This window comes from Holdemanella sp. MSK.7.32 (assembly GCF_024460475.1).
GTDB lineage: Bacteria > Bacillota_I > Bacilli_A > Erysipelotrichales > Erysipelotrichaceae > Holdemanella.
Genome location: NZ_JANFYN010000044.1, coordinates 1 through 19,100, shown reverse-complemented (window position 1 = coordinate 19,100; position 19,100 = coordinate 1). Strand labels below are relative to the sequence as shown.

The window sequence follows — 19,100 nt, the reverse complement described above, 5'->3', positions numbered from 1 at the left end:
AGAAGTGTACATTCTTAAATGATCATTTATGTACATATTTAGATTATCATTTATAAACACTTATAGAATAAAAAAAGGAGCTTTGATACCAATGGACAGTATAGTGATTTTTACGTAGTGATAATGATGGAGAGGATAGTGATTAGTAATGAAATTTTTAGATAATTATTTAAAAAAAAGAATAAAAGAACTTGATGAGCATCCTGAGCTTAATAAAAATGGAAAAATATCTCAAGAACAGGCTGAAAAATATTTCAAATATTTTGTAGTATTTCTTCTTCTTGCTACTTTTATTATATTAGCTATACACGTCTCTATTTATGGTGGCGCTTATTTTCCCACCCCTTATGTAAGATACATTATTTGAATATAAAAAATTAGAGGATATTAAGTCCTCTTTTTTAGTTGATAAACTTTTTCAAACAAGCTTCTTCTCTTTTAAGTCTTTTAAGATAAGACTTGTAATATAAGATGTAACGTTACGTGCCTCGGATTCGGCAGCATCCTTCACTTTTTCTTTCAAAAAGCTGACAGAAAGGCGTTTAAGATACCAGATTATGTTATAATTTCGACTAGAGGTTGGCTTTATGAATTCAGACCTTCAAAGAGAACGCTTTTGTAATGCTTGGTTATTGTTTTATCTTTATGTACTCAGAATTTTTAACATTAGTAGTTTTGCTACTGATTATTCGAGAACTAAAGAAGTAACATAACCAAGACAAAACATTGCAGAAGTGAAAAAAAGAGAGGATTCCCGTCCTCTCTTTTCTCATGTTCAGTTATTGAACATCTTTATGTACTACTTGAATTATATCATACTTTTTAGGTAATGCAATGCTCATGATTAGGTGAAATATTATTGGGTCCATGTATATTCGATTCGTGCTTTCAATATAGTTGTTTTTCCCTGTCATATTCTTTAATTGAAACTCTAAAATTGTAGATTGTTTCAGGGAATATGATACTGATTTATACCTTGAGAAAGTATCGTTTAAAACATACAAACTTAGTATATTAGATAGAATTATTTACTAACTAAGTTATATTACACATGAAAAATAACAAATGATACGTTTGGAGGAAAATGAATAAAAAACTGTATAAAAGCGGTTACAACTATGATAATATGAAATTAGAAAAGGAGGACATAGTAAGATGACATTAGATTGGTTAGTTTACGTATTAGGTGTAGTAGCTGTTATTTTTTTAGTCGTTATGTTCTTCAAGTATAAAAAGCACAATCGATATGCCGATAAATTTGAAGACACATATCCAGACGCAAAGTAGGATCATAGATAATAAACTTCCAAGACTACAAGATAATATGAGTTCAAGTTGTTTAAATGTTCTATGAAAATAGAATTTTATGATTATACACAACATTATAGGTGCAGATGATAAATAATAATTTTAGTTTCAAAAGAAAGGATAATTGTTTACGGCTATAAAAGTAAATATGGATATATTTCATGAAAAAAAGATATTTTATATTATGTGGTGTTTGTGTGATTATCTCTTTGTTTTTCTTGATTTATCAAGGGACTACATATTTTATAGTGTTGTCAAAATATTTTTCAGGTAAAGAACAATATTTGCAGGCTTATAGAGAAGCGTGCGTTGCTTATGGTGGAAGTTGTGAAGAAGTTAATGGATTAGTGTCATTAACAATACATTATTTTGATTCTGTAAAAGGAGATTTTGCGTATTTCATAGATCATGGAACAATGGCGTATGGCTATCTTGTTCCACTGTTATGCTTGTTTTCGGGATTAAACTTTCGTACATATTTAGATACGATATTTTCTTTAAATGCATATAGAAAGAAAGATTATGTTCGTTTTACATTGAGTGAAATGAATAAGGAATGTTTAAGATGTGCTCTTTCAATTTATTTATCCTATTTAATTTTATGGCTATTTGTTGGAATTGTTATTAATCCAGCCAATTCAGGCGAATTAACAAAATATTTTTTATCTGATGTTTTTGGAAAGAATCTATATATAGATCATCAAAGGTGGTATTACTTGATGGAAGGAACAATTCGTTTTTTCTTTGTTCCTTATGTATACGCGTTTTTAGGGACTACGATTGCATATATGTTCAAGAGAAAGGTTGATATTGTTATATTGCCTTTAGTTTTTTATTACGGTGTTAGTTTTGTTGCTCAATTTTTGATTACCTGGAATATGGCATTTATTTATGTTGATCCTATAGCTATTATGGTCAATGGTGCAATTAGTGGATACAGTAGTTTGCTTCTAATGTTATTTACAATTGTGATTTATGTTATATGCATAATTGTTGTTACATTAAGGAGTAAGAAGTGTGATTGTTATGCTAAATAAACTAAAAAGAATTAGTAAGCTATTAAGTAGGTATTTACTTTTGATTTTTGTGTTAACACTTATTTCAGTGTCTGTGTTTTTAAGAAATCTTAAAATGGTAATGATAGAGTATGCACCAATAAAGAAAACTGATTCTTTATTTAGTGCCATTCGAATTGTACTAATGGACAAGAATTATAGTTCTGATTATGGGTTTATATATCCAAATATGATTTCTATGATTGGTTTTATACTTTTTGTAATAGTAATACTATGGATTATAGAAGATAATAAAAATTTTCACTATAGCGAATATAATTTTTGGCAATATCGAATGTCAAAAGTTTCATTTTTAAATAATATCACAATTGACTTGGCTAAAAAATGCTTCTTTACTTGGTTTTCGATTTGTATTTTTATAGGTTTCATTTGTGTCGTTGAACATTGTGATGCTTCAAACTTATTTATGATTTATATGTATCTTATTCGTTTCTTTTCGCTGTTGTTTGAGATTATCTTTTTGCGAACGATTTTTCAGATATTATACAAGAAAGAGTTTTTTGTATATCTACAATTTCTTTTTCTGATATTGATGACATTTCTTGATAACTATTCTAAAACAAATTTAGTGACAATGAGTTCAAATAGCGTTTTTGAAGGAGTATATTTTTGCATAATAATTGTGACGTCAGTTTTATCCTATTGTCTCATCAGAAAATTTTACATAAATCAAAGTGAGGATTATTTATGATTAGTTTAAAAGGTGTTTCAAAATCTTATAAAGGCATAACAATTTTTGAAGATGTAAATATTACTTTTATGCCCAATAAGTGGAACTTCATTGAAGGAGTGAATGGATCAGGAAAAAGTGTTTTATTAAAGCTTATATGCGGATTTAGTAAACCAGATACGGGTATAGTTACAGTAGATGATTATATTATTGGACAGGACTATGACTTTATACAAAATGCAGGGATCTGTATAAATTCACCAGATTTTTTTAACAATTTATCTGGAATGGATAATTTATTGGAAATCGCTAAAATAAAAAAGATAGTGACAAAAAATGAAATCTATCAATTTTGTAAATTATTCGGATTAGAGGAAGATATTAATAAAAAATATAAGTATTATTCTTTAGGTATGAAGCAAAAGCTTAGGATTATTCAAGCAATAATGGAAAGTCCAAATATTCTAATATTAGATGAGCCTTTTGATGCTTTAGATAAACAAGCTAAACAAATCATGCAAAATTACCTGAATGATTTTATCAAAAAAGAGAATCATTATTTAATATATACCAGTCATTCGAATGAACACAAAGAATTTGCAGATGTAATTTATGGCATAGATGCTAAAGCAATCAAACAAATTAAAAATGTTGAATAACAAAAATATTCATATAAAAAAGGAGGTGCACCTATGAAGAAGTATGCAGCGGCATTGCTAAGTGTATTCTTGGTTTGTGGATGTTCGAATATAACACCAAATAATGAAAAAGTTGAGGTTAATCAGGCAAAGCTAGAGAATATGACAGCCTTATATACGGGTTTTGCAGAAGCAAATGAAACGATAGATAATAAGTCGAAAATTGGTGTATGGGCCTATTATGAGGATGGTACAAAAGAATTTATTACGGAAGGATGGACTGTCAAAGATCCTGTCACATTAGAAGCTGGAAAGACTTCAGAGGTTACTGTTGAATATCAGGGATTAGAAAGTACGATTTCAGTGGAGTGCAGTGAAGTGGATGAAGCATCCTTTAAGGCAGAGTCACAATCACCGGATCAATCGGATTTAGAGGTTACACATTCTAAGTGGTATGGAAAGAAATTGACATATACAGGAAAAATCATAGCTCGTGTAGATGATAAAGATTTTAGAGGATACATGATCAATATCTTTGATGATAAGTCTTATGTTTGTGTGCTTGATTACAATAAAGAATTTGATTTTAAAGAAGGTCAAACTGTTACATTCTGGGCATATGGTCTTGGGCGTGTGGAAGCAAAAGGATGGTTTGGAGAAGAAATGGGTCTTATTGGATTTAATGCAAAATAAATGGAAGAAGTATAATGACGTATAAAGAAAGTAAGGTGAAATAATATGTGGAATCGACAACAAGTTAAAGAACAAGCTAAACAAATCATGAAACGAAACTATTGGAAAATGTTTCTGGTTACGCTGATTGCAGGAATATTGAGTACTTATTATGTGACTGTTATTCAAGAAGTACAAGGTTTAGTACCTGATGTTGTATTGCCAAGTATGTTTTCTTCAATCCTTTCATTTTTATCAATGGAATCTATTGTAGGATTATTATTTTCTATCTTTATTGGCTTTTCCATTAGAGTCGGAGAACAATATTATTTCATTAAAAATCATTATGGAAATCCAGCGTTAAATGAAATATTTCAAGGCTTTAAAGGGAATTATTTAAATGTGGTAAAAATCATGCTTATCATGGAATTAAAAATAATGCTTTGGCTTTTATTACTTGTAGTTCTTGGAATTATAAAGGCGTATGAATATTCTATGATTCCATGTTTATTGGCAGAAAATCCTAATATTACTACAGATGAAGCTTTCTCGTTATCCAAACAAATGACGACTGGACAAAAGATGGATTTATTTGTCTTAGATTTATCTTTTCTAGGATGGTATTTTCTAGGCTTTCTTTGCTTTGGAATTGGAGCATTGTTTGTGCAGCCATATGATGTAGCTGCGTTTACAGAGGTTTATTTGATTCTAAAAGAATCTGTAAAGAAAGATGAGTATGCAACGGATATTCAAAGTGATTAGAAATGAAAAACCTCTATTGATTAATATAACAATGTAAATCCAGGATGGATAATAAAAGAGTATCACTTGTTTATGGTGATACTCTTTTGACTATTTATCTCTCATTTTCATCAACGTAGATACACTCAAAGCCCATGTTCATCTTCTTTGGGAAATAGTCTTTTACTAGATAATATTCAGTATCTCGGTTGAATACGATATGATAGTTGACTGGATTTAGGTTTGTTGTACATAGTCTTTGAAGACCAAAGAATAATACACTGGATATGTACTTTCTTTCATTGGCAAACGTACGGGCAATTGTGTCTCTGCCGTATTCTTCTTCATCCTTTAACTTACCTTTGTAGTAGAACTCCCAAAAGTCAACTTTTAGCTGATCCCAATCTTCCACTACAGTTAATCCGTTTCCGGATCTTTTTTTATGCAGTATGCCAGCATAGTTGGCAGTACGAGTATTTGATATCTTTGTATCAAGACGGATATCTATATTGGCAATCCATCCTTCACATGTTTTCTTACCGATATATAGAAGGGCAGTTTTTGTACATGCGTCTGATAAATCATCATCTTTTAAATTGTCATAGAATACTTCCTGTTTTGACTTGCCTGTGTATTTTGAAAATAAAGCCAACTGTTTAGGATTCATAAGTCTACCATCTTCATTTACTAGAGTATTCAATGTTTTATAGTTGATTCCTACCTGTTCAGCAAGTTGTTTCATGTTTAAATTTTTTTCTGAACATAAAGAATCTATATAGGATTTTACAGACATAGGACCCCTCCAAATCTATAGATATATTAACATGGTAAAGTATATAAAAAAAGATATCCGGAAATATACGCATTATGCAGTTGCAATTTCCAGATTAAATGGTATGATAAATATGAAAGTTATAAGTCGTATTTATAAATAACTTTCTAGAAAGGGGAAATTCAAAATGGAAAAGTTATATTGGGGACCCACGGATGTGGCAGCCTATGCGAACATCAGCAAATCCAAGGCATACCAATTCATTCAGGTTATGAAGGATGAGTATGAGCTGGATGAAAGGCGACTTTTAAAAGGAAAAGTTCCGGTTGTGATCGTGAAGGATTTTTTTGATTTTAAGGTAGAAAAAAAGGCTTAATTTGGCTGGCACCAAATTAAACCGGAGGCATATAATATACCCCTAAGCACGTATATTATAGCACATTATGCAAAATGTGGCCTCCTTTTTATCTTTTTTTGGAGGCTTTTTGAATGCTTATTCAGAAAGTCTATTTCGTAATGAGGTAAAAGGAGTTTTTTTATGGAAAATAATAAGAAGATTAAACCCAATTCCTATTATTCTATTCAATATTGGATGATAAATGAATTGGGGTTAAAAGGATTGGAATTGAGTATTTATGCGATTATCTATGGATTTTCGCGTGATCATTGTGGTGCATTTACAGGCAGTCGTAGTTATTTGGCAGATTTTACAAATTCAACTAAAGCTGGTGTAGATAAAGCTTTAAAAAGTTTAATACAAAAGAATTTGTTAGAGAAGAAAGACTTTGTAAATCATGGTATTAAAAATTGTATTTATGTCGCAAAAGAGGTGGCAAACTTAGTTAGCTACCAGTCAACAGAGTTAGGTGGGGTGGCAAACTCAGTTAGCCAGGGTAGCCAACTGAGTTGTCCTAATAATATAGAAGATAATATAGAAGATAATACACTCTCTTTAGAAGTGAAGCATTTTGGACTTTATGGAAATGTTATTCTGAATGATGAACTGTATGATCGATTGCTTATTGAATCGGAAGAATATGCGGATGAATATATCAATAGACTGGATTCACATATTGAAATGCATCAACTTCACAAACAGTATTCTGCATATGCTCCTAATCAGTTCTTTATCAAGATCTTTGACATGCTTCGAAGAGACGGGCATGTGGAGGTGTAGACAATGTCTGTGAAACGTTTAGGAAATAAGAAGTATGAAATTCGTGGATCTGTACCCACTTCAACTGGAAAGTATCATAGATATTCTTTTCGAAAGACTTTTAATTCCATCAATGATGCGCGTGAGTTTGAATTGAAATATAAAGAATCTTTTAATGCAGAAACACACACTTTTGAAAGTCATTCTTATACATTGAAAGAGTTTATTGACGTATATGATCTGGCTAAGGCAAATCAATTAAAATCAAGCACAAAACAAAGTAATACATATATTTCAAAATACTTTGAATCTTTGTATGATGAAAAGATTCAATCTCTAACATCTGGACAGATCAAACAGATTACGGATGCTGCATTTAAAAAAGGTTTGAGTGAAGAATATGTAAATAAGATGCTGACATATTTGAATAAGATTTTTAACTATGGACTTGAAATGGGATATGTACAGTTTAATCCTGTCAAAAGAATTCCCAAATACAAAAGGCCGGACAAGATCATTGATGAAGACGATTTCTATACTCCGGATGAATTTGAGCAGTTCATTCAATGTTTTCCAAGAAACAAAGAAAACGGAGAATACGTCTGTTATGTCATTGTGAATCTTTTGTATTTTATGGGATGTCGATTTGGCGAATGTGTTGCACTAACAATGAACGATATTGATATGGATAAGGGGACAATTCGATTCAATAAGACAGTAGCTAGGTATGTGCAGGGAAGATCGTATCTGGTTACTCCGCCAAAGACAAGGAACAGTATTCGAACGATAACGATGCCCAAACGAATGAAATGCATCATGCAGGAATATTTGGATTGGTACAAAGACTTGTACTGCATCACAAAAGATACATTTCTGTTTGGAGTGGACAGACCCGTTCTTGCGAAAGTTGTGAAGAAGCGTATGGCAATCGCCTGCGAAAGATCAGGAATTCGCATGATCAAGATTCATGGGTTTAGACGAAGCAATGCATCACTTCTATGTAATGCGAATGCACCTGTATCATTGGTCGCAAAACGCTTGGGTCATACACAAACGGAGTGTTTGAAGACTTACGTTAAGTTCTTCAATAATTCTGAGCAGAATCTGATCGACATCATTGATTCTCAATTCGAATGATGTCGCTAAAAGCTCAACGCAGTTGCCCGTCATTGAACTTCATTACCGCCTTTAGTGCGGTATTGGGGTTCAATAGGGAAGGGCATTACCATCAAGCTGGTAATTATGGCAAGCAAGGCTTGCTCAAAAGGATGTGTGGAAATAATTAATGAACAATAATAAGGGGGATACGTAAATGAATCGATTTAAATTATATTTAAATGATACGAATATTGAACATCAAAAGGAATGTATAAAATTACTTTTTAAACATTTCAATGGGATATATCGAAATACATATAATGGCAATTTGGAAGTGATTATTGAAGAAAAAGCATCGACTTCTGGAAGACCTAAGAAAAAACTTCCTGGTGTGGATGTTCTTAGAGCAGAAAAGAAGGAAATGACTTTTGAACAGATGTGTAAAAAATATAATGTTTGTCGTACAACATTGTATAAAATATTAAAATCGGGTGATCTTCATGAATGAAGTATCAGTGACGATTACAGCTGGTGAAGGATGTGAAGAACATAATCATGGCTTGGAGTATCGCTCTAAATTAGAACATACGCATGATACGAGTAAAGATACAGTAATCGAACTTGTTTCTTATGAAAAGAGCTATAAGGAACAAATCAATGAGTTAATGAAGCCTTATATAAAAGAACGAAATGATTATACATTGAAACGAAAAGCAGCAGCTTGGGAACAATATAATTCTGGCCAAATCAAGACAAAGCCACGTAACCGGGATTATCCATTGATTGGAAATGATTATTATACGCAGCATCTGCATGATCAGATGCGAAATCCAAAAACGAATAAAATGGAACAGATTAAAATGTTTCGTTCTTTAATTATAGGATTGGGGGATAAGAGTGATCGTGAAAATGGCAAAATAACGAAAGAACAAGCGCTTCGCATTTTTAATGAATTTCTTGTTAGATTTAAAAAGGATTTTCCATACTTTCATATCTTAGGTGCCACTGTACATTTGGATGAATCTGGATTCTACCATATGCACCTCGATTTTAAACCTATTTATGAACGTGCAGAGGATATGGAATATATTCAGAAGCATGGCGGAGGATTGCGCTGTGGCACAGGGTTAGATGAAACATTAGTACGCATGGGGTATAAACCGGAACAGTCTATAATCAATGAAAGAGATAAAGTTCCGATTTTATTTAATGCGATGCGAAATAAGATGTATAAAAGTATGGAAACCATTATGAATGAGAGCAATTTATATTTGATGTATGGTGCTACAAGTATTAAGGAACCATTAAAAGATGCATCGGCAAATATGCCATTAAGCCAGTGGCAGGATACAAAGGATAAGACACTAGAAATGCAGCATAATGTGAATATCGCAAAAGATTTTTTGAAACAAGACACTGTGGACGAGAAAAATATTGCGTATGCGTACGAACGATTGGAAAATGTATCTTCACAATTAGTGGAAATGGAGAATTCACCAAAATCAAGATTGAATAAGAATAAGATTGTTGTTGAATACCGTGTGTTTGATCAGCTTAAAACGTTTATTCAAGAACTAAAGTCAATGATTGGGGCGTTGTTGAAACGTATCAAATTGTTGAGTGATAAAATAGATAATTTGAAAGATGAGAATAAGACGCTAAATAACAAGCTGGATAGTACAAAGAATGAATTGGTTCAGTATAAGAATGACAATAAGTTATTGAAGATTAGACTAGATGATGTGAAAGAACAGAATTCAGTTTTACAGACTAAAGTGAATGATCATAACCATAGTATGTTGACAATGAGTAAGAAGCTGAATAAGTCTGAAGGTAGAAATACTGCACTGACTCGATTTGTGAAAGAAACAACAAGAAATCAGATTCACTTAAAAAATGGACAAAGCATAACAGTTTATGATGCGATAATAAATAAACTAAGTCCTGAAGATAAGACAATGGTTAGAAAAACAATGGATTTAGAGGGAAATAAAAAAGACCGAAATAGATGAAAAAAAGCGGATAATTTACTATCCGTTTTTAATATGGTTTGAAAATTTTTTGCGATTTTTTTGCGAATTTTGTTTAGAAAAACACTTATTTTAGTGATTTATATAGATATGGAATATAACCACAATGTGAGAATATGCTTTAAATAAAGCATAAAAAAAGCACCTGGCAAATGCTAGGTGCAATCTTTGACAAATGGTGGTCTCAGTCGGAATCGAACCAACGACACAAGGATTTTCAGTCCTTTGCTCTACCAACTGAGCTATGAGACCACATGGTTGCGGGAGAAGGATTTGAACCAACGACCTCCGGGTTATGAGCCCGACGAGCTACCAGACTGCTCTATCCCGCGATGTGAATTAATTAAGATGGCGCAGAAGCTGGGATTCGAACCCAGGCGCCGCTCGCACGACCTACCGGTTTTCAAGACCGGACCCTTCAGCCACTTGGGTACTTCTGCATATGTATAATTGGTGGACCCTGTAGGACTCGAACCTACGACCCGCCGGTTATGAGCCGGATGCTCTGACCAACTGAGCTAAGGGTCCAAGTTAAACTCGTTGGTGGCTGGAGTGAGACTCGAACTCACGACCTTCCGGGTATGAACCGGATGCTCTAGCCAACTAAGCTACCCAGCCGAATTAAATAAAATAATGGTCGGGATGACAGGATTTGAACCTGCGACCCCTTGATCCCAAATCAAGTGCACTACCAAGCTGTGCTACATCCCGATATTTTTAGAAAAAAAATAAATGGCGCGCCCAGCAGGAATCGAACCCACAACCTTTTGATCCGTAGTCAAACGCTCTATCCAGTTGAGCTATGGGCGCATTTATTTCAACTGAGCTTTTGTGTCTCGCTCAGTGCCCATTAAATATACCATCACTTTAAAATGATTGCAAGCACTTTTTTAAAATTTTTTTAATTTTTTTCAAATTCGTGTTTTTCAACCTATATACGTAGTATAATTACCTATATATATAAGTAAGAATAAGGAGATTTAAATCATGAATAACATTGAATCAGTAAAAGGACACTTAATCGTATCATGTCAGGCACTTCCAGATGAACCTTTACATTCATCTTTTATTATGGGGCGTATGGCTAGAGCGGCTAAATGGGGTGGCGCTAAAGGTATTCGTGCTAATACTGTAGAGGATATTAATGAAATTCAAAAAGAAGTTGATTTACCAGTTATTGGAATTATTAAGCGAGTATATGGGGATTGTCCAGTATTTATTACACCTACAATGAAAGAAATCGATGAATTGATTGAAGGGGCACATCCAGAAATCGTTGCCTTAGATGCAACTTGTCGTGTTCGTCCAGATGGAAGAACTTTAGATGAATTGTATGCTGATATTCGTGCGAAGTATCCAGAACAAAAATTAATGGCAGACTGCTCTACATTAGAAGAGTGTCTTCATGCAGCCCAATTAGGTTTTGATTTTGTAGGAACAACATTAGTTGGATATACAGAAGAAAGTAAGGGCGACAAAGTTGAAACAAATGATTTTGAGTTAATGCGTAAATATTTAGAACAATCAAACGTACCAATGATTGCCGAAGGAAATATTGATACACCAGAAAAAGCACGCCGTGTATTAGAACTTGGATGCTTTAGTGTTGTAGTAGGATCTATTATTACTCGTCCTCAATTAATCACAAAACGATTTGTCGATTGCATTGAGGGATAAGTATGTTAAAGAAGGAACAATTAGAAAAATTATTAGAGCGTTGTATGGCTTCTTCTTGTGATTTTGCCGAAATCTTTGAAGAAGAAGGAACAACGGAATCTTTATCCATGCTAAATGGAAAATTAGAAGATACAAATGTATTGATTCGTGCTGGTATTGGAATTCGTCTATATAAAGGTGTGCAATCTGTATATGGATACACAAATGAAACAAGTGAAGAATCATTAAATGCCTTAGTGGATGATTTGCGTGGTGGATTTGGCATAGAATCTAAATCTGTATCGATCTCTTTGGTTGAAGAAACTCATGAAAATCTTCATCCAATCAAAGAAAATCCTGTTGAAGCTTCATTAGAATCTAAAGTTGCCTTAATGGTACGTGCGAATGATGCCGCAAAGGCATATTCAGATAAAATTCAAAAAGTATCTGTAGCGTTGGCAAGTGTATGCCAAAATGTACAGATTTCAAATAGTGAAGGAAGACTCGTACATGATACAAGAATTCGTTGTCGTATGTCTGTATCCTCTTTTGCACAGGATGGCCAAAACTTACAATCTGGCTATGAAGCACCAGGTGCAAGTAAAGGACTTGAATTTTTTGAAGAAAGAACTCCAGAATCTATTGGACAAGAAGCAAGTCGTATCGCATTAGTATTATTAGAGGCAAAAGATTGTCCATCGGGAAAAATGCCAGTCATTATTGATAATGGATTTGGTGGTGTTATTTTCCATGAAGCTTGTGGACATGCCCTAGAAGCAAGTTCAGTCAGTAAAAATCAGAGTGTATTCTGTAATAAATTAGGTCAAAAAGTCGCAAGTGATAAAGTTACAGCTATTGATGATGGCACAATTCCAAATGCGTGGGGCTCACAAAACGTAGATGATGAGGGAAATCTCCAACAAAAACGTGTATTAATTGAGAATGGTATTTTAAAGAGTTATATGATAGACCGCTTGAATGGTCGAAGGATGGGTCTTGAATCGACTTCAAGTTCGCGTCGTCAGTCTTATAAATTTGAAACAACTTCGCGTATGACAAATACATATATTGCGGCAGGAAATGATGATTTTGACGAAATGTTTGAAGGAATCAAGCGAGGACTATACGCAAAGAAAATGGGTGGTGGAAGTGTAAATCCACAAACCGGAGAATTTAACTTTGCCGTATTAGAAGGTTATTTGATTGAAGATGGTAAAATTTCTTATCCCGTAAAAGGCGCTTCTTTAATTGGAAATGGTGCAGATATCCTATTTAATATTGATCGCGTGGGTAAAAACTTAGAGCGTGGACAAGGTATGTGTGGCGCTAGTTCTGGTTCGATTCCTACAGATGTAGGTCAACCGGCCATTCGTGTTTCACAAATTACAGTAGGAGGTACGGCCAATGAATAAACAAGTATGGATTGAAAAAGCACTTGGCCTAGGTATTCAGGAATTTGAAATCTATCAATCTACAACGGTTGAAAAAGAAATGACTTGGTTTCAAGGACAAATGGACACTTTAGTATCCAGTAAGGTGACAGGTACAAGTATTCGTGGAATTGTAGATGGAAAAATGGCCAATATGGCATTGGAAGAAATAGATGATTCTATGTGTGAAACTGTTTTAAAATCATTGATTGAACAAGCACAGATTATTTCAAATGAAGAAACCGATTCATTAAGAAAACCAGAACCAATTGAGTATGTAAAAAAAGATGTGACTTGGAATATGGCTAGTACAGAATATGTGAAGGATATTCTTCAAAGCTTAGAAGCTAAGCTTCTAGCCTATGATCCACGTGTCATTCAAGTTGGATATTTAGGCTATAGCCAAGGCAGTGGAAGTCGCAGTATTGTGAATAGCTTAGGCATGGATGTACAAGATGCAGATGAAATGCAGTACATTGTTGCCAGTGTTGTCGTTAAAGAAGAGGAAGAAGTCAAGGATGCAAGTTTAGTTGAAGTTGTATATGACTTTGATCAATATGATTTAGATTCATTCGTTTCTCGTGTTTGCGATAAGGCTTTAAATAAATTAAAGGCCACACCAATTCCAAGCTGTACATGTCCAGTCATCTTTGAAAAGGATGCGATGACATCTTTATTTGCCGCCTTTACTGGTTTATTTAATGGGGAATTAATGTATAAGGGAATTTCACCTTTAAAAGATAAGTTTAATGAACAAATTTTCTCTGAACAAATCACAATTATTGATAATCCAAAGAATACGGATTGTCTAAGTATTGCCAATTTTGATGATGAGGGGTGTCCAACTTCTTCAAAAACTTTGGTGGATCACGGAAAATATGTTATGATGCTTCATGACACAAGAAGTGCCAATCGAATGCATACAAATAGTACAGGAAATGGCTTTAAATCGGGCTATGCATCTAGCGTAAGTGTACAGCCAATGAATTGTTACATTGTACCGGGAAATGATAGTTTTGAGGATTTATGCACAAAAATCAAAGATGGCTTTGTCGTACAGAATTTAGCAGGTCTTCATGCTGGACTTGATTTTGTTTCTACAAACTTCTCACTACAATGCTCAGGCTTCTGGGTAAAGGATGGTAAAAAAGATAAGAATGTTACTCTAGTTACTGTCGCAAATAATTTCTTAAATATGATGAAACACGTAATTAGTGTGGGTAACGATTTAGATTGGAGTTATCACCAGGTTGTAAGTCCAAGTATCGCATTTGAAGAGTGTACAATTTCAGGGGAATAAATATGGTAAATGAATTTAAAAATGAAAAACTACAAGAAACATTAATTGTATTTAATAGAGAAAAAACAGATTCAGCATTTAGAAACTTGTTGGATGCGTTTATTTCGACTAATTTTCTAATTCCAGCACAATGGGATAAAGACCCTTCTCGCAATGAAAAGGGAGTCTTAGTCTTTGAACCAAATACACAATTCCAATTGTCTTTGATTCAAAATGATAAGGGAGATAGTTTCTTTCCTGTCTTCTCAAGTATGGATCAATTGAAAAAGTGGGATCAGGATAGTGAAATCCATTCCTTGGTTATGACATATAATCAATATATGCCATTTGTGAAGATGGCATTAAACCAGATTCATGGCATTGTGATCGATCCATTTGGAGCCAATGTTTTATTAGACTGCAACTTATTGGTTGAACTTGATAAAAGTCGTGGTTCACAAGTGAGTGAAAATCCAATTCATAAAGGAGACAGTTTAAAGCTTCGTGATCCTATTTCAAGTGTAACAGAACTTCAAAGAGCTATCTGTGAATTTGGTGACTCTCACCCAGACATTCTTTCTATTTATTTGAAAGAAAGAATTGTGAAGGATCAGCCTAGCCACTGGTTCTTGGTTGTGGATATGATCAATGATGATAAACAAACGATTCAAGATTTAGGAAACTTCTGTACGCCTGTAAGTTATGGAAAAGGTTTTGAATTTATGTTTGGAAGTATGGAACTTGCCAAGAAAATCATGGCGGATACAATTCCAACATATGTAAAGGTTACAAAGTAATTAAGGTGCAATTCAGCACCTTTTTCTTGGACAATATGAAATTGCGACATTTGAAGAGAATGGGCAAACATTTGAATTTACAAATGAATTTGACGACGATGATGAATGGTATTAGGAGGAATTGTAAGTGGCTTCTGAAGCAAAGATTAGAGCTAACAATAAATCGAATAAGATTAATACAACGATGGTTTGCGTTCGTTTAAGTTACAATACGGACGCAGATATTATTAAGAAATTGGATGAAGTTGATTCTAAAATGGGATATATTAAGGAATTGATACGAAAAGATATACAGACTCAAAAAAAATAGTCTGCATTTTTTATTGGCATATTTTATATTGAAAATTGCAGTATTATAGAGTACGTAAAAGTACTGTAGATTACTACAACAATATGGTGGAATATATCTGTCCGATTCTTATATAATAGAAGTATGAAATTACCTGAATATATATTAGAAATCATTCAAAAAATAAATGATATTGGATATGAAGCGTATGTGGTAGGTGGATGTGTTCGTGATGATTTACTAGATCGACCAATCCATGATTATGATATTTGTACAAGTGCTAAACCCGAAGTGATACTAAATTTATTTGATCGAAGTGTGGGAACAGGACTCAAACATGGAACGGTAACGGTTTTATCGAAATCACCCGTTGAAATCACAACCTTTCGCTTAGAGAGTGAATACAAGGATCATCGTCATCCAGATAGTGTGAAATATGTTTCAACAATTGAAGAAGATTTATCAAGACGTGATTTTACTGTGAATGCGATGGCTTATCATCCAAGTCGCGGTTTGATTGATCCATATGGTGGACAAGTTGATTTAAAACGTAAAATCATTCGATGTGTGGGAAATCCAGATCGAAGATTTAATGAAGATGCTCTAAGAATGTTGCGTGCCTATCGTTTTTGTGCAAAACTAGGCTTTTCGATGGATGAAACAGTAAAAAAATCCATCGATACAAATGCATCTTTGATTCAATATGTATCGATAGAAAGAATCGTACATGAATTAAAAGAAATCATGGAAACAAATCCACAAGTGTTGCAAGACATGACACTTCTTTTAAAACCTGTATTTAATGAGTTGGATTTGGCATTGATGTGTAGTCAAAACTCAATCTATCACTATACCGATGTCTTGCATCATACTTTAGATGCGATGTGCTATTTAAAACCATATGATGAAACTTTGGCCTTTGCGTTATTATTCCACGACCTAGGCAAAATACAAGTAAAGACAACCGATTCGAATGGAAAGGATCATTTTAAGCATCATGCGAAGGTAGGAAGTGAATTGTCTAAAGAGCTTTGTCGACGTTTTAAACTTACTAATGAACAAAGAAAGTGGATTCCATTCTATGTCTTACATCATGACGATAAATTTACCTGTGATTTAGATTGTATTTATAAGTATCGTGTTACATATCATTTGGATGAAGAACACTTATTGAATTTGCTTCAAATTCGCTATTGTGATGCGATGGCCCATTCTGAATTAGGACAAAAATCAGCTATCGATGTAGAATTGTTCTATGACTATTACATCCAAAATAGAAATCGCTGTATGAGTATATCCCAACTTGCGTTGAATGGAAAAGATATTATAGAGGCTACAAATTTAAGAGGAAAACAGATTCAAGAAGCTCTGAATATGTGTTTAAAATATAGTTTTTATCATCCGGAAAAGAATACGAAAGAAGAATTGTTGAATATACTAAAAAATGAGTCATTCATAACTCATTTGTGCTAATGTCTTTTTAAAATTTTTAATAAATAACGTTACTGTTGTGCTTACCGCAATAAAATCTGCGATAGGCTCTGCTAAGAATACCGCAAAGATATGATCGGATAAGATGCTTGGCAAGATAAAAATTAATGGAATCAATACGATGATTTTTCTAAAGATAGCTAAGAAAACAGAAATCTTGGCATTTCCAAACGCAATGAAGGTTTGTTGGCAAGAAATCTGAAGTCCCATCAATAAGACGCATGCCATATAAATACGAATGGCCCAATTTGCCATTGCCATTAAGTCTGGATCATTTGTGAAGATAGAAATAAATACTTGAGGGAATAATTCCACTAAAAGCCAGATGATACTTGCGTATGTGAAACAACATAGTGTTTGAAGTAAAAATCCTTTTTTAACACGATCTGCGTTTTTAGCACCAAAGTTGTAACTGATGATGGGTTGTCCACCTTGCGTTAATCCTTGTATTGGCATCATCGCAAACTGCATAACACTCGTTAGAATGGTCATACTTCCAATCGCAACGTCCCCACCAAATTTAGAGAGTTGCATATTAAAACATAAAGAAATCAAGCTTTCTGTTGACTGCATCACAAAAGGTGCGATACCTAAAGCTAAACTAGGAAATAATAGGCTTGGTACGATTTTAAAATTTTCTTTTTTTAACTTAAGAACCGTCTGTTTACCACTCAAGAAATGAATAACCCAGATTGCACTGATAGCTTGCGAAATAATGGTAGCTAATGCAGCCCCTTTTACGCCCATATTGAATCCAAAGATAAAGATAGGGTCTAAAATAATGTTTAAGATAGCTCCAATTAAAACGGTCATCATACTTGTTTTTGAGAAACCTTGACAAGAAATAAAGGCATTCATTCCGAGTGTCATTTGGACAAAAATGGTTCCTAAGGCATAAATACCCATATATTGTTTGGCATAAACAATTGTTTTTGAACTTGCCTGGAACAATTGTAGTAATGGTGTTTGAAAAGCTAATAAACATACAGTTAGAGTTAATGAAATCATAATCAATGCGATAAAACAATTACCCATGATTTTTTCAGCCGTTGGATTATCTTGTTTACCCATATAAATACTAGCTCTTGGGGCACCACCCATACCGACTAAGCACGCAAAGGCGGATACAATCATTATAATTGGAAGACAAACGCCTACGCCTGTTAGGGCGATGGCCCCTACATCTTGAATGTGACCAATATACATGCGGTCAACCACGTTATAGAGTAAGTTAACAATTTGACTTAAGATGGCAGGAACCGCCAACATAAAGAGTAACTTACCAACTTTTTCATGTCCTAAATCCACTTCGGACGCTGTTGTAAATTTCATTTTATTTTGCTCCTTCTATTTTTTCATTCATTTTATTCATTGTATCAATCATACATTGAATATCTTTTGTGGGAATATCCTTGAATAAAACTTGATTGATTTTATCAATCTCAATAGAGATTTTTTCTAATACAGGAATCGCTTCTTCTGTTAATTCAATATAAGAAATCCTTCTATTTTCTGAAACTTTCTTCATTGTGATCAATCCCTTTTGTTCCAAACTTGTAACACTTCGAGAAACCAAAGCTTTTGAAACACCCAATACAACACGAAGCTGTGTGCTTGTTGTAATGGAAGTGTTATTTTGTAGTAAAATCAAAATTGAGATTTCATTTGGGGAAAACGTGTATTCTGAAAATCGATCTTTGATTTGTTTGCCATAATATTCACGCAATCGATTGGATAAACGTAAAAATTCTTCAATTGTCAACATATGTCCTCCTAATGTTTACTTGTGAACAGTTCAATTGTAAACAAATGGTCATATTCTGTCAACGAATAGTTAAAAAATATAATATACTATAATTGACTACACAAATAATGTGGATATAATTAATTAGACTGATTAGGGAGCTAACTATATAAAATTCAAGTAGTTTTTTTATGAAATAGTTTGAAAATATAAAATAACTAGATTTTTTAGTTAGTTTTAAATTGATCTTTGA

General features: G+C 33.4%; 20 protein-coding genes and 7 tRNA genes. 17 read left to right on the top strand and 10 right to left on the bottom strand.

What is annotated here, in order from left to right; translation table 11 throughout:
- Positions 1-148: 148 nt before the first annotated feature.
- The 6 genes from NE544_RS09710 (at position 149) to NE544_RS09685 (ending at position 5,126) form a co-directional block, all read left to right on the top strand.
- A complete protein-coding gene (locus NE544_RS09710) occupies positions 149-367 on the top strand; it encodes a hypothetical protein (protein WP_256269187.1) in 219 nt (72 codons plus the stop codon).
- A 788-nt stretch (positions 368-1,155) separates the two neighbouring features.
- On the top strand, positions 1,156-1,287 hold the full coding sequence (locus NE544_RS09705; protein WP_255415595.1) for a hypothetical protein: 132 nt from the start codon (positions 1,156-1,158) through the stop codon (positions 1,285-1,287).
- A 182-nt stretch (positions 1,288-1,469) separates the two neighbouring features.
- Positions 1,470-2,345: a hypothetical protein gene (locus tag NE544_RS09700; protein WP_256269186.1), complete on the top strand. Its 876-nt coding sequence runs from the start codon at positions 1,470-1,472 to the stop codon at positions 2,343-2,345.
- Positions 2,346-3,071: 726 nt separating this feature from the next.
- Positions 3,072-3,713 (top strand): ATP-binding cassette domain-containing protein, encoded by a 642-nt coding sequence (locus NE544_RS09695; protein WP_256269185.1) that lies wholly within the window; start codon positions 3,072-3,074, stop codon positions 3,711-3,713.
- A gap of 33 nt (positions 3,714-3,746) precedes the next feature.
- A complete protein-coding gene (locus tag NE544_RS09690; RefSeq protein ID WP_256269184.1) occupies positions 3,747-4,385 on the top strand; it encodes a hypothetical protein in 639 nt (212 codons plus the stop codon).
- Between the two features lie 45 nt (positions 4,386-4,430).
- Positions 4,431-5,126, top strand: coding sequence for a DUF975 family protein (locus NE544_RS09685; protein WP_256269183.1), 696 nt, complete (start codon positions 4,431-4,433; stop codon positions 5,124-5,126).
- 94 nt (positions 5,127-5,220) lie between these two features.
- Here NE544_RS09685 and NE544_RS09680 read toward each other — a convergent pair whose 3' ends face one another.
- Entirely contained in the window at positions 5,221-5,898 is a 678-nt protein-coding gene (locus tag NE544_RS09680) for a hypothetical protein (protein WP_118325105.1), read from the bottom strand.
- 166 nt (positions 5,899-6,064) lie between these two features.
- On the opposite strand from NE544_RS09680, the gene NE544_RS09675 reads away from it, so the two are divergent.
- The 5 genes from NE544_RS09675 to NE544_RS09655 all read left to right on the top strand — a co-directional run bounded on the left by NE544_RS09675 (position 6,065) and on the right by NE544_RS09655 (position 10,143).
- Positions 6,065-6,253 (top strand): hypothetical protein, encoded by a 189-nt coding sequence (locus NE544_RS09675; protein WP_118114976.1) that lies wholly within the window; start codon positions 6,065-6,067, stop codon positions 6,251-6,253.
- A gap of 162 nt (positions 6,254-6,415) precedes the next feature.
- Positions 6,416-7,054, top strand: a complete 639-nt coding sequence (locus NE544_RS09670) for a hypothetical protein (RefSeq protein ID WP_118325104.1) — start codon at positions 6,416-6,418, stop codon at positions 7,052-7,054.
- Between the two features lie 3 nt (positions 7,055-7,057).
- The gene (locus tag NE544_RS09665) at positions 7,058-8,170 is read left to right on the top strand and encodes a site-specific integrase (RefSeq protein WP_256269182.1); all 1,113 of its coding nucleotides are present in this window, start codon (positions 7,058-7,060) and stop codon (positions 8,168-8,170) included.
- Positions 8,171-8,345: 175 nt separating this feature from the next.
- Positions 8,346-8,639 carry a hypothetical protein gene (locus NE544_RS09660; RefSeq protein ID WP_256269181.1) on the top strand — a complete coding sequence of 98 codons (294 nt, stop codon included), beginning with the start codon at positions 8,346-8,348 and terminating at the stop codon, positions 8,637-8,639.
- Positions 8,632-10,143, top strand: a complete 1,512-nt coding sequence (locus tag NE544_RS09655; RefSeq protein WP_256269180.1) for a plasmid recombination protein — start codon at positions 8,632-8,634, stop codon at positions 10,141-10,143. The genes NE544_RS09660 and NE544_RS09655 overlap by 8 nt, the downstream gene beginning before the upstream one ends.
- 194 nt (positions 10,144-10,337) lie before the next feature.
- Here the strand turns inward: NE544_RS09655 and NE544_RS09650 are convergent.
- The 7 genes from NE544_RS09650 to NE544_RS09620 all read right to left on the bottom strand — a co-directional run bounded on the left by NE544_RS09650 (position 10,338) and on the right by NE544_RS09620 (position 10,971).
- Positions 10,338-10,413: transfer RNA gene (locus NE544_RS09650), tRNA-Phe, on the bottom strand.
- Between the two features lie 3 nt (positions 10,414-10,416).
- A tRNA-Met gene (locus NE544_RS09645) sits at positions 10,417-10,493 on the bottom strand.
- A 17-nt stretch (positions 10,494-10,510) separates the two neighbouring features.
- Positions 10,511-10,601, bottom strand: a tRNA-Ser gene (locus NE544_RS09640).
- Positions 10,602-10,612: 11 nt separating this feature from the next.
- A tRNA-Ile gene (locus NE544_RS09635) sits at positions 10,613-10,689 on the bottom strand.
- A 13-nt stretch (positions 10,690-10,702) separates the two neighbouring features.
- Positions 10,703-10,779 (bottom strand) — tRNA-Met (locus NE544_RS09630).
- 16 nt (positions 10,780-10,795) lie between these two features.
- Positions 10,796-10,872 (bottom strand) — tRNA-Pro (locus tag NE544_RS09625).
- Positions 10,873-10,894: 22 nt separating this feature from the next.
- Positions 10,895-10,971, bottom strand: a tRNA-Arg gene (locus NE544_RS09620).
- Positions 10,972-11,148: 177 nt separating this feature from the next.
- On the opposite strand from NE544_RS09620, the gene NE544_RS09615 reads away from it, so the two are divergent.
- The 6 genes from NE544_RS09615 to NE544_RS09590 all read left to right on the top strand — a co-directional run bounded on the left by NE544_RS09615 (position 11,149) and on the right by NE544_RS09590 (position 17,085).
- Positions 11,149-11,838, top strand: coding sequence for an N-acetylmannosamine-6-phosphate 2-epimerase (locus NE544_RS09615; protein WP_118320122.1), 690 nt, complete (start codon positions 11,149-11,151; stop codon positions 11,836-11,838).
- A 2-nt stretch (positions 11,839-11,840) separates the two neighbouring features.
- Positions 11,841-13,229: a TldD/PmbA family protein gene (locus tag NE544_RS09610; RefSeq protein ID WP_256269179.1), complete on the top strand. Its 1,389-nt coding sequence runs from the start codon at positions 11,841-11,843 to the stop codon at positions 13,227-13,229.
- On the top strand, positions 13,222-14,547 hold the full coding sequence (locus NE544_RS09605) for a TldD/PmbA family protein (RefSeq protein ID WP_256269178.1): 1,326 nt from the start codon (positions 13,222-13,224) through the stop codon (positions 14,545-14,547). The genes NE544_RS09610 and NE544_RS09605 overlap by 8 nt, the downstream gene beginning before the upstream one ends.
- Before the next feature lie 2 nt (positions 14,548-14,549).
- Positions 14,550-15,323 carry an enhanced serine sensitivity protein SseB C-terminal domain-containing protein gene (locus NE544_RS09600; protein WP_118012485.1) on the top strand — a complete coding sequence of 258 codons (774 nt, stop codon included), beginning with the start codon at positions 14,550-14,552 and terminating at the stop codon, positions 15,321-15,323.
- Between the two features lie 127 nt (positions 15,324-15,450).
- Positions 15,451-15,633, top strand: a complete 183-nt coding sequence (locus NE544_RS09595; RefSeq protein ID WP_256269177.1) for a hypothetical protein — start codon at positions 15,451-15,453, stop codon at positions 15,631-15,633.
- A gap of 123 nt (positions 15,634-15,756) precedes the next feature.
- Entirely contained in the window at positions 15,757-17,085 is a 1,329-nt protein-coding gene (locus NE544_RS09590) for a CCA tRNA nucleotidyltransferase (protein ID WP_256269176.1), read from the top strand.
- Here NE544_RS09590 and NE544_RS09585 read toward each other — a convergent pair.
- Together NE544_RS09585 and NE544_RS09580 are read right to left on the bottom strand one after the other, a co-directional pair.
- On the bottom strand, positions 17,062-18,435 hold the full coding sequence (locus NE544_RS09585) for an MATE family efflux transporter (protein ID WP_256269175.1): 1,374 nt from the start codon (positions 18,433-18,435) through the stop codon (positions 17,062-17,064). The two genes, NE544_RS09590 and NE544_RS09585, sit on opposite strands and share 24 nt — an antisense overlap.
- Position 18,436: 1 nt before the next feature.
- Positions 18,437-18,868, bottom strand: coding sequence for a MarR family winged helix-turn-helix transcriptional regulator (locus NE544_RS09580; RefSeq protein ID WP_256269174.1), 432 nt, complete (start codon positions 18,866-18,868; stop codon positions 18,437-18,439).
- Between the last annotated feature and the right edge of the window lie 232 nt (positions 18,869-19,100).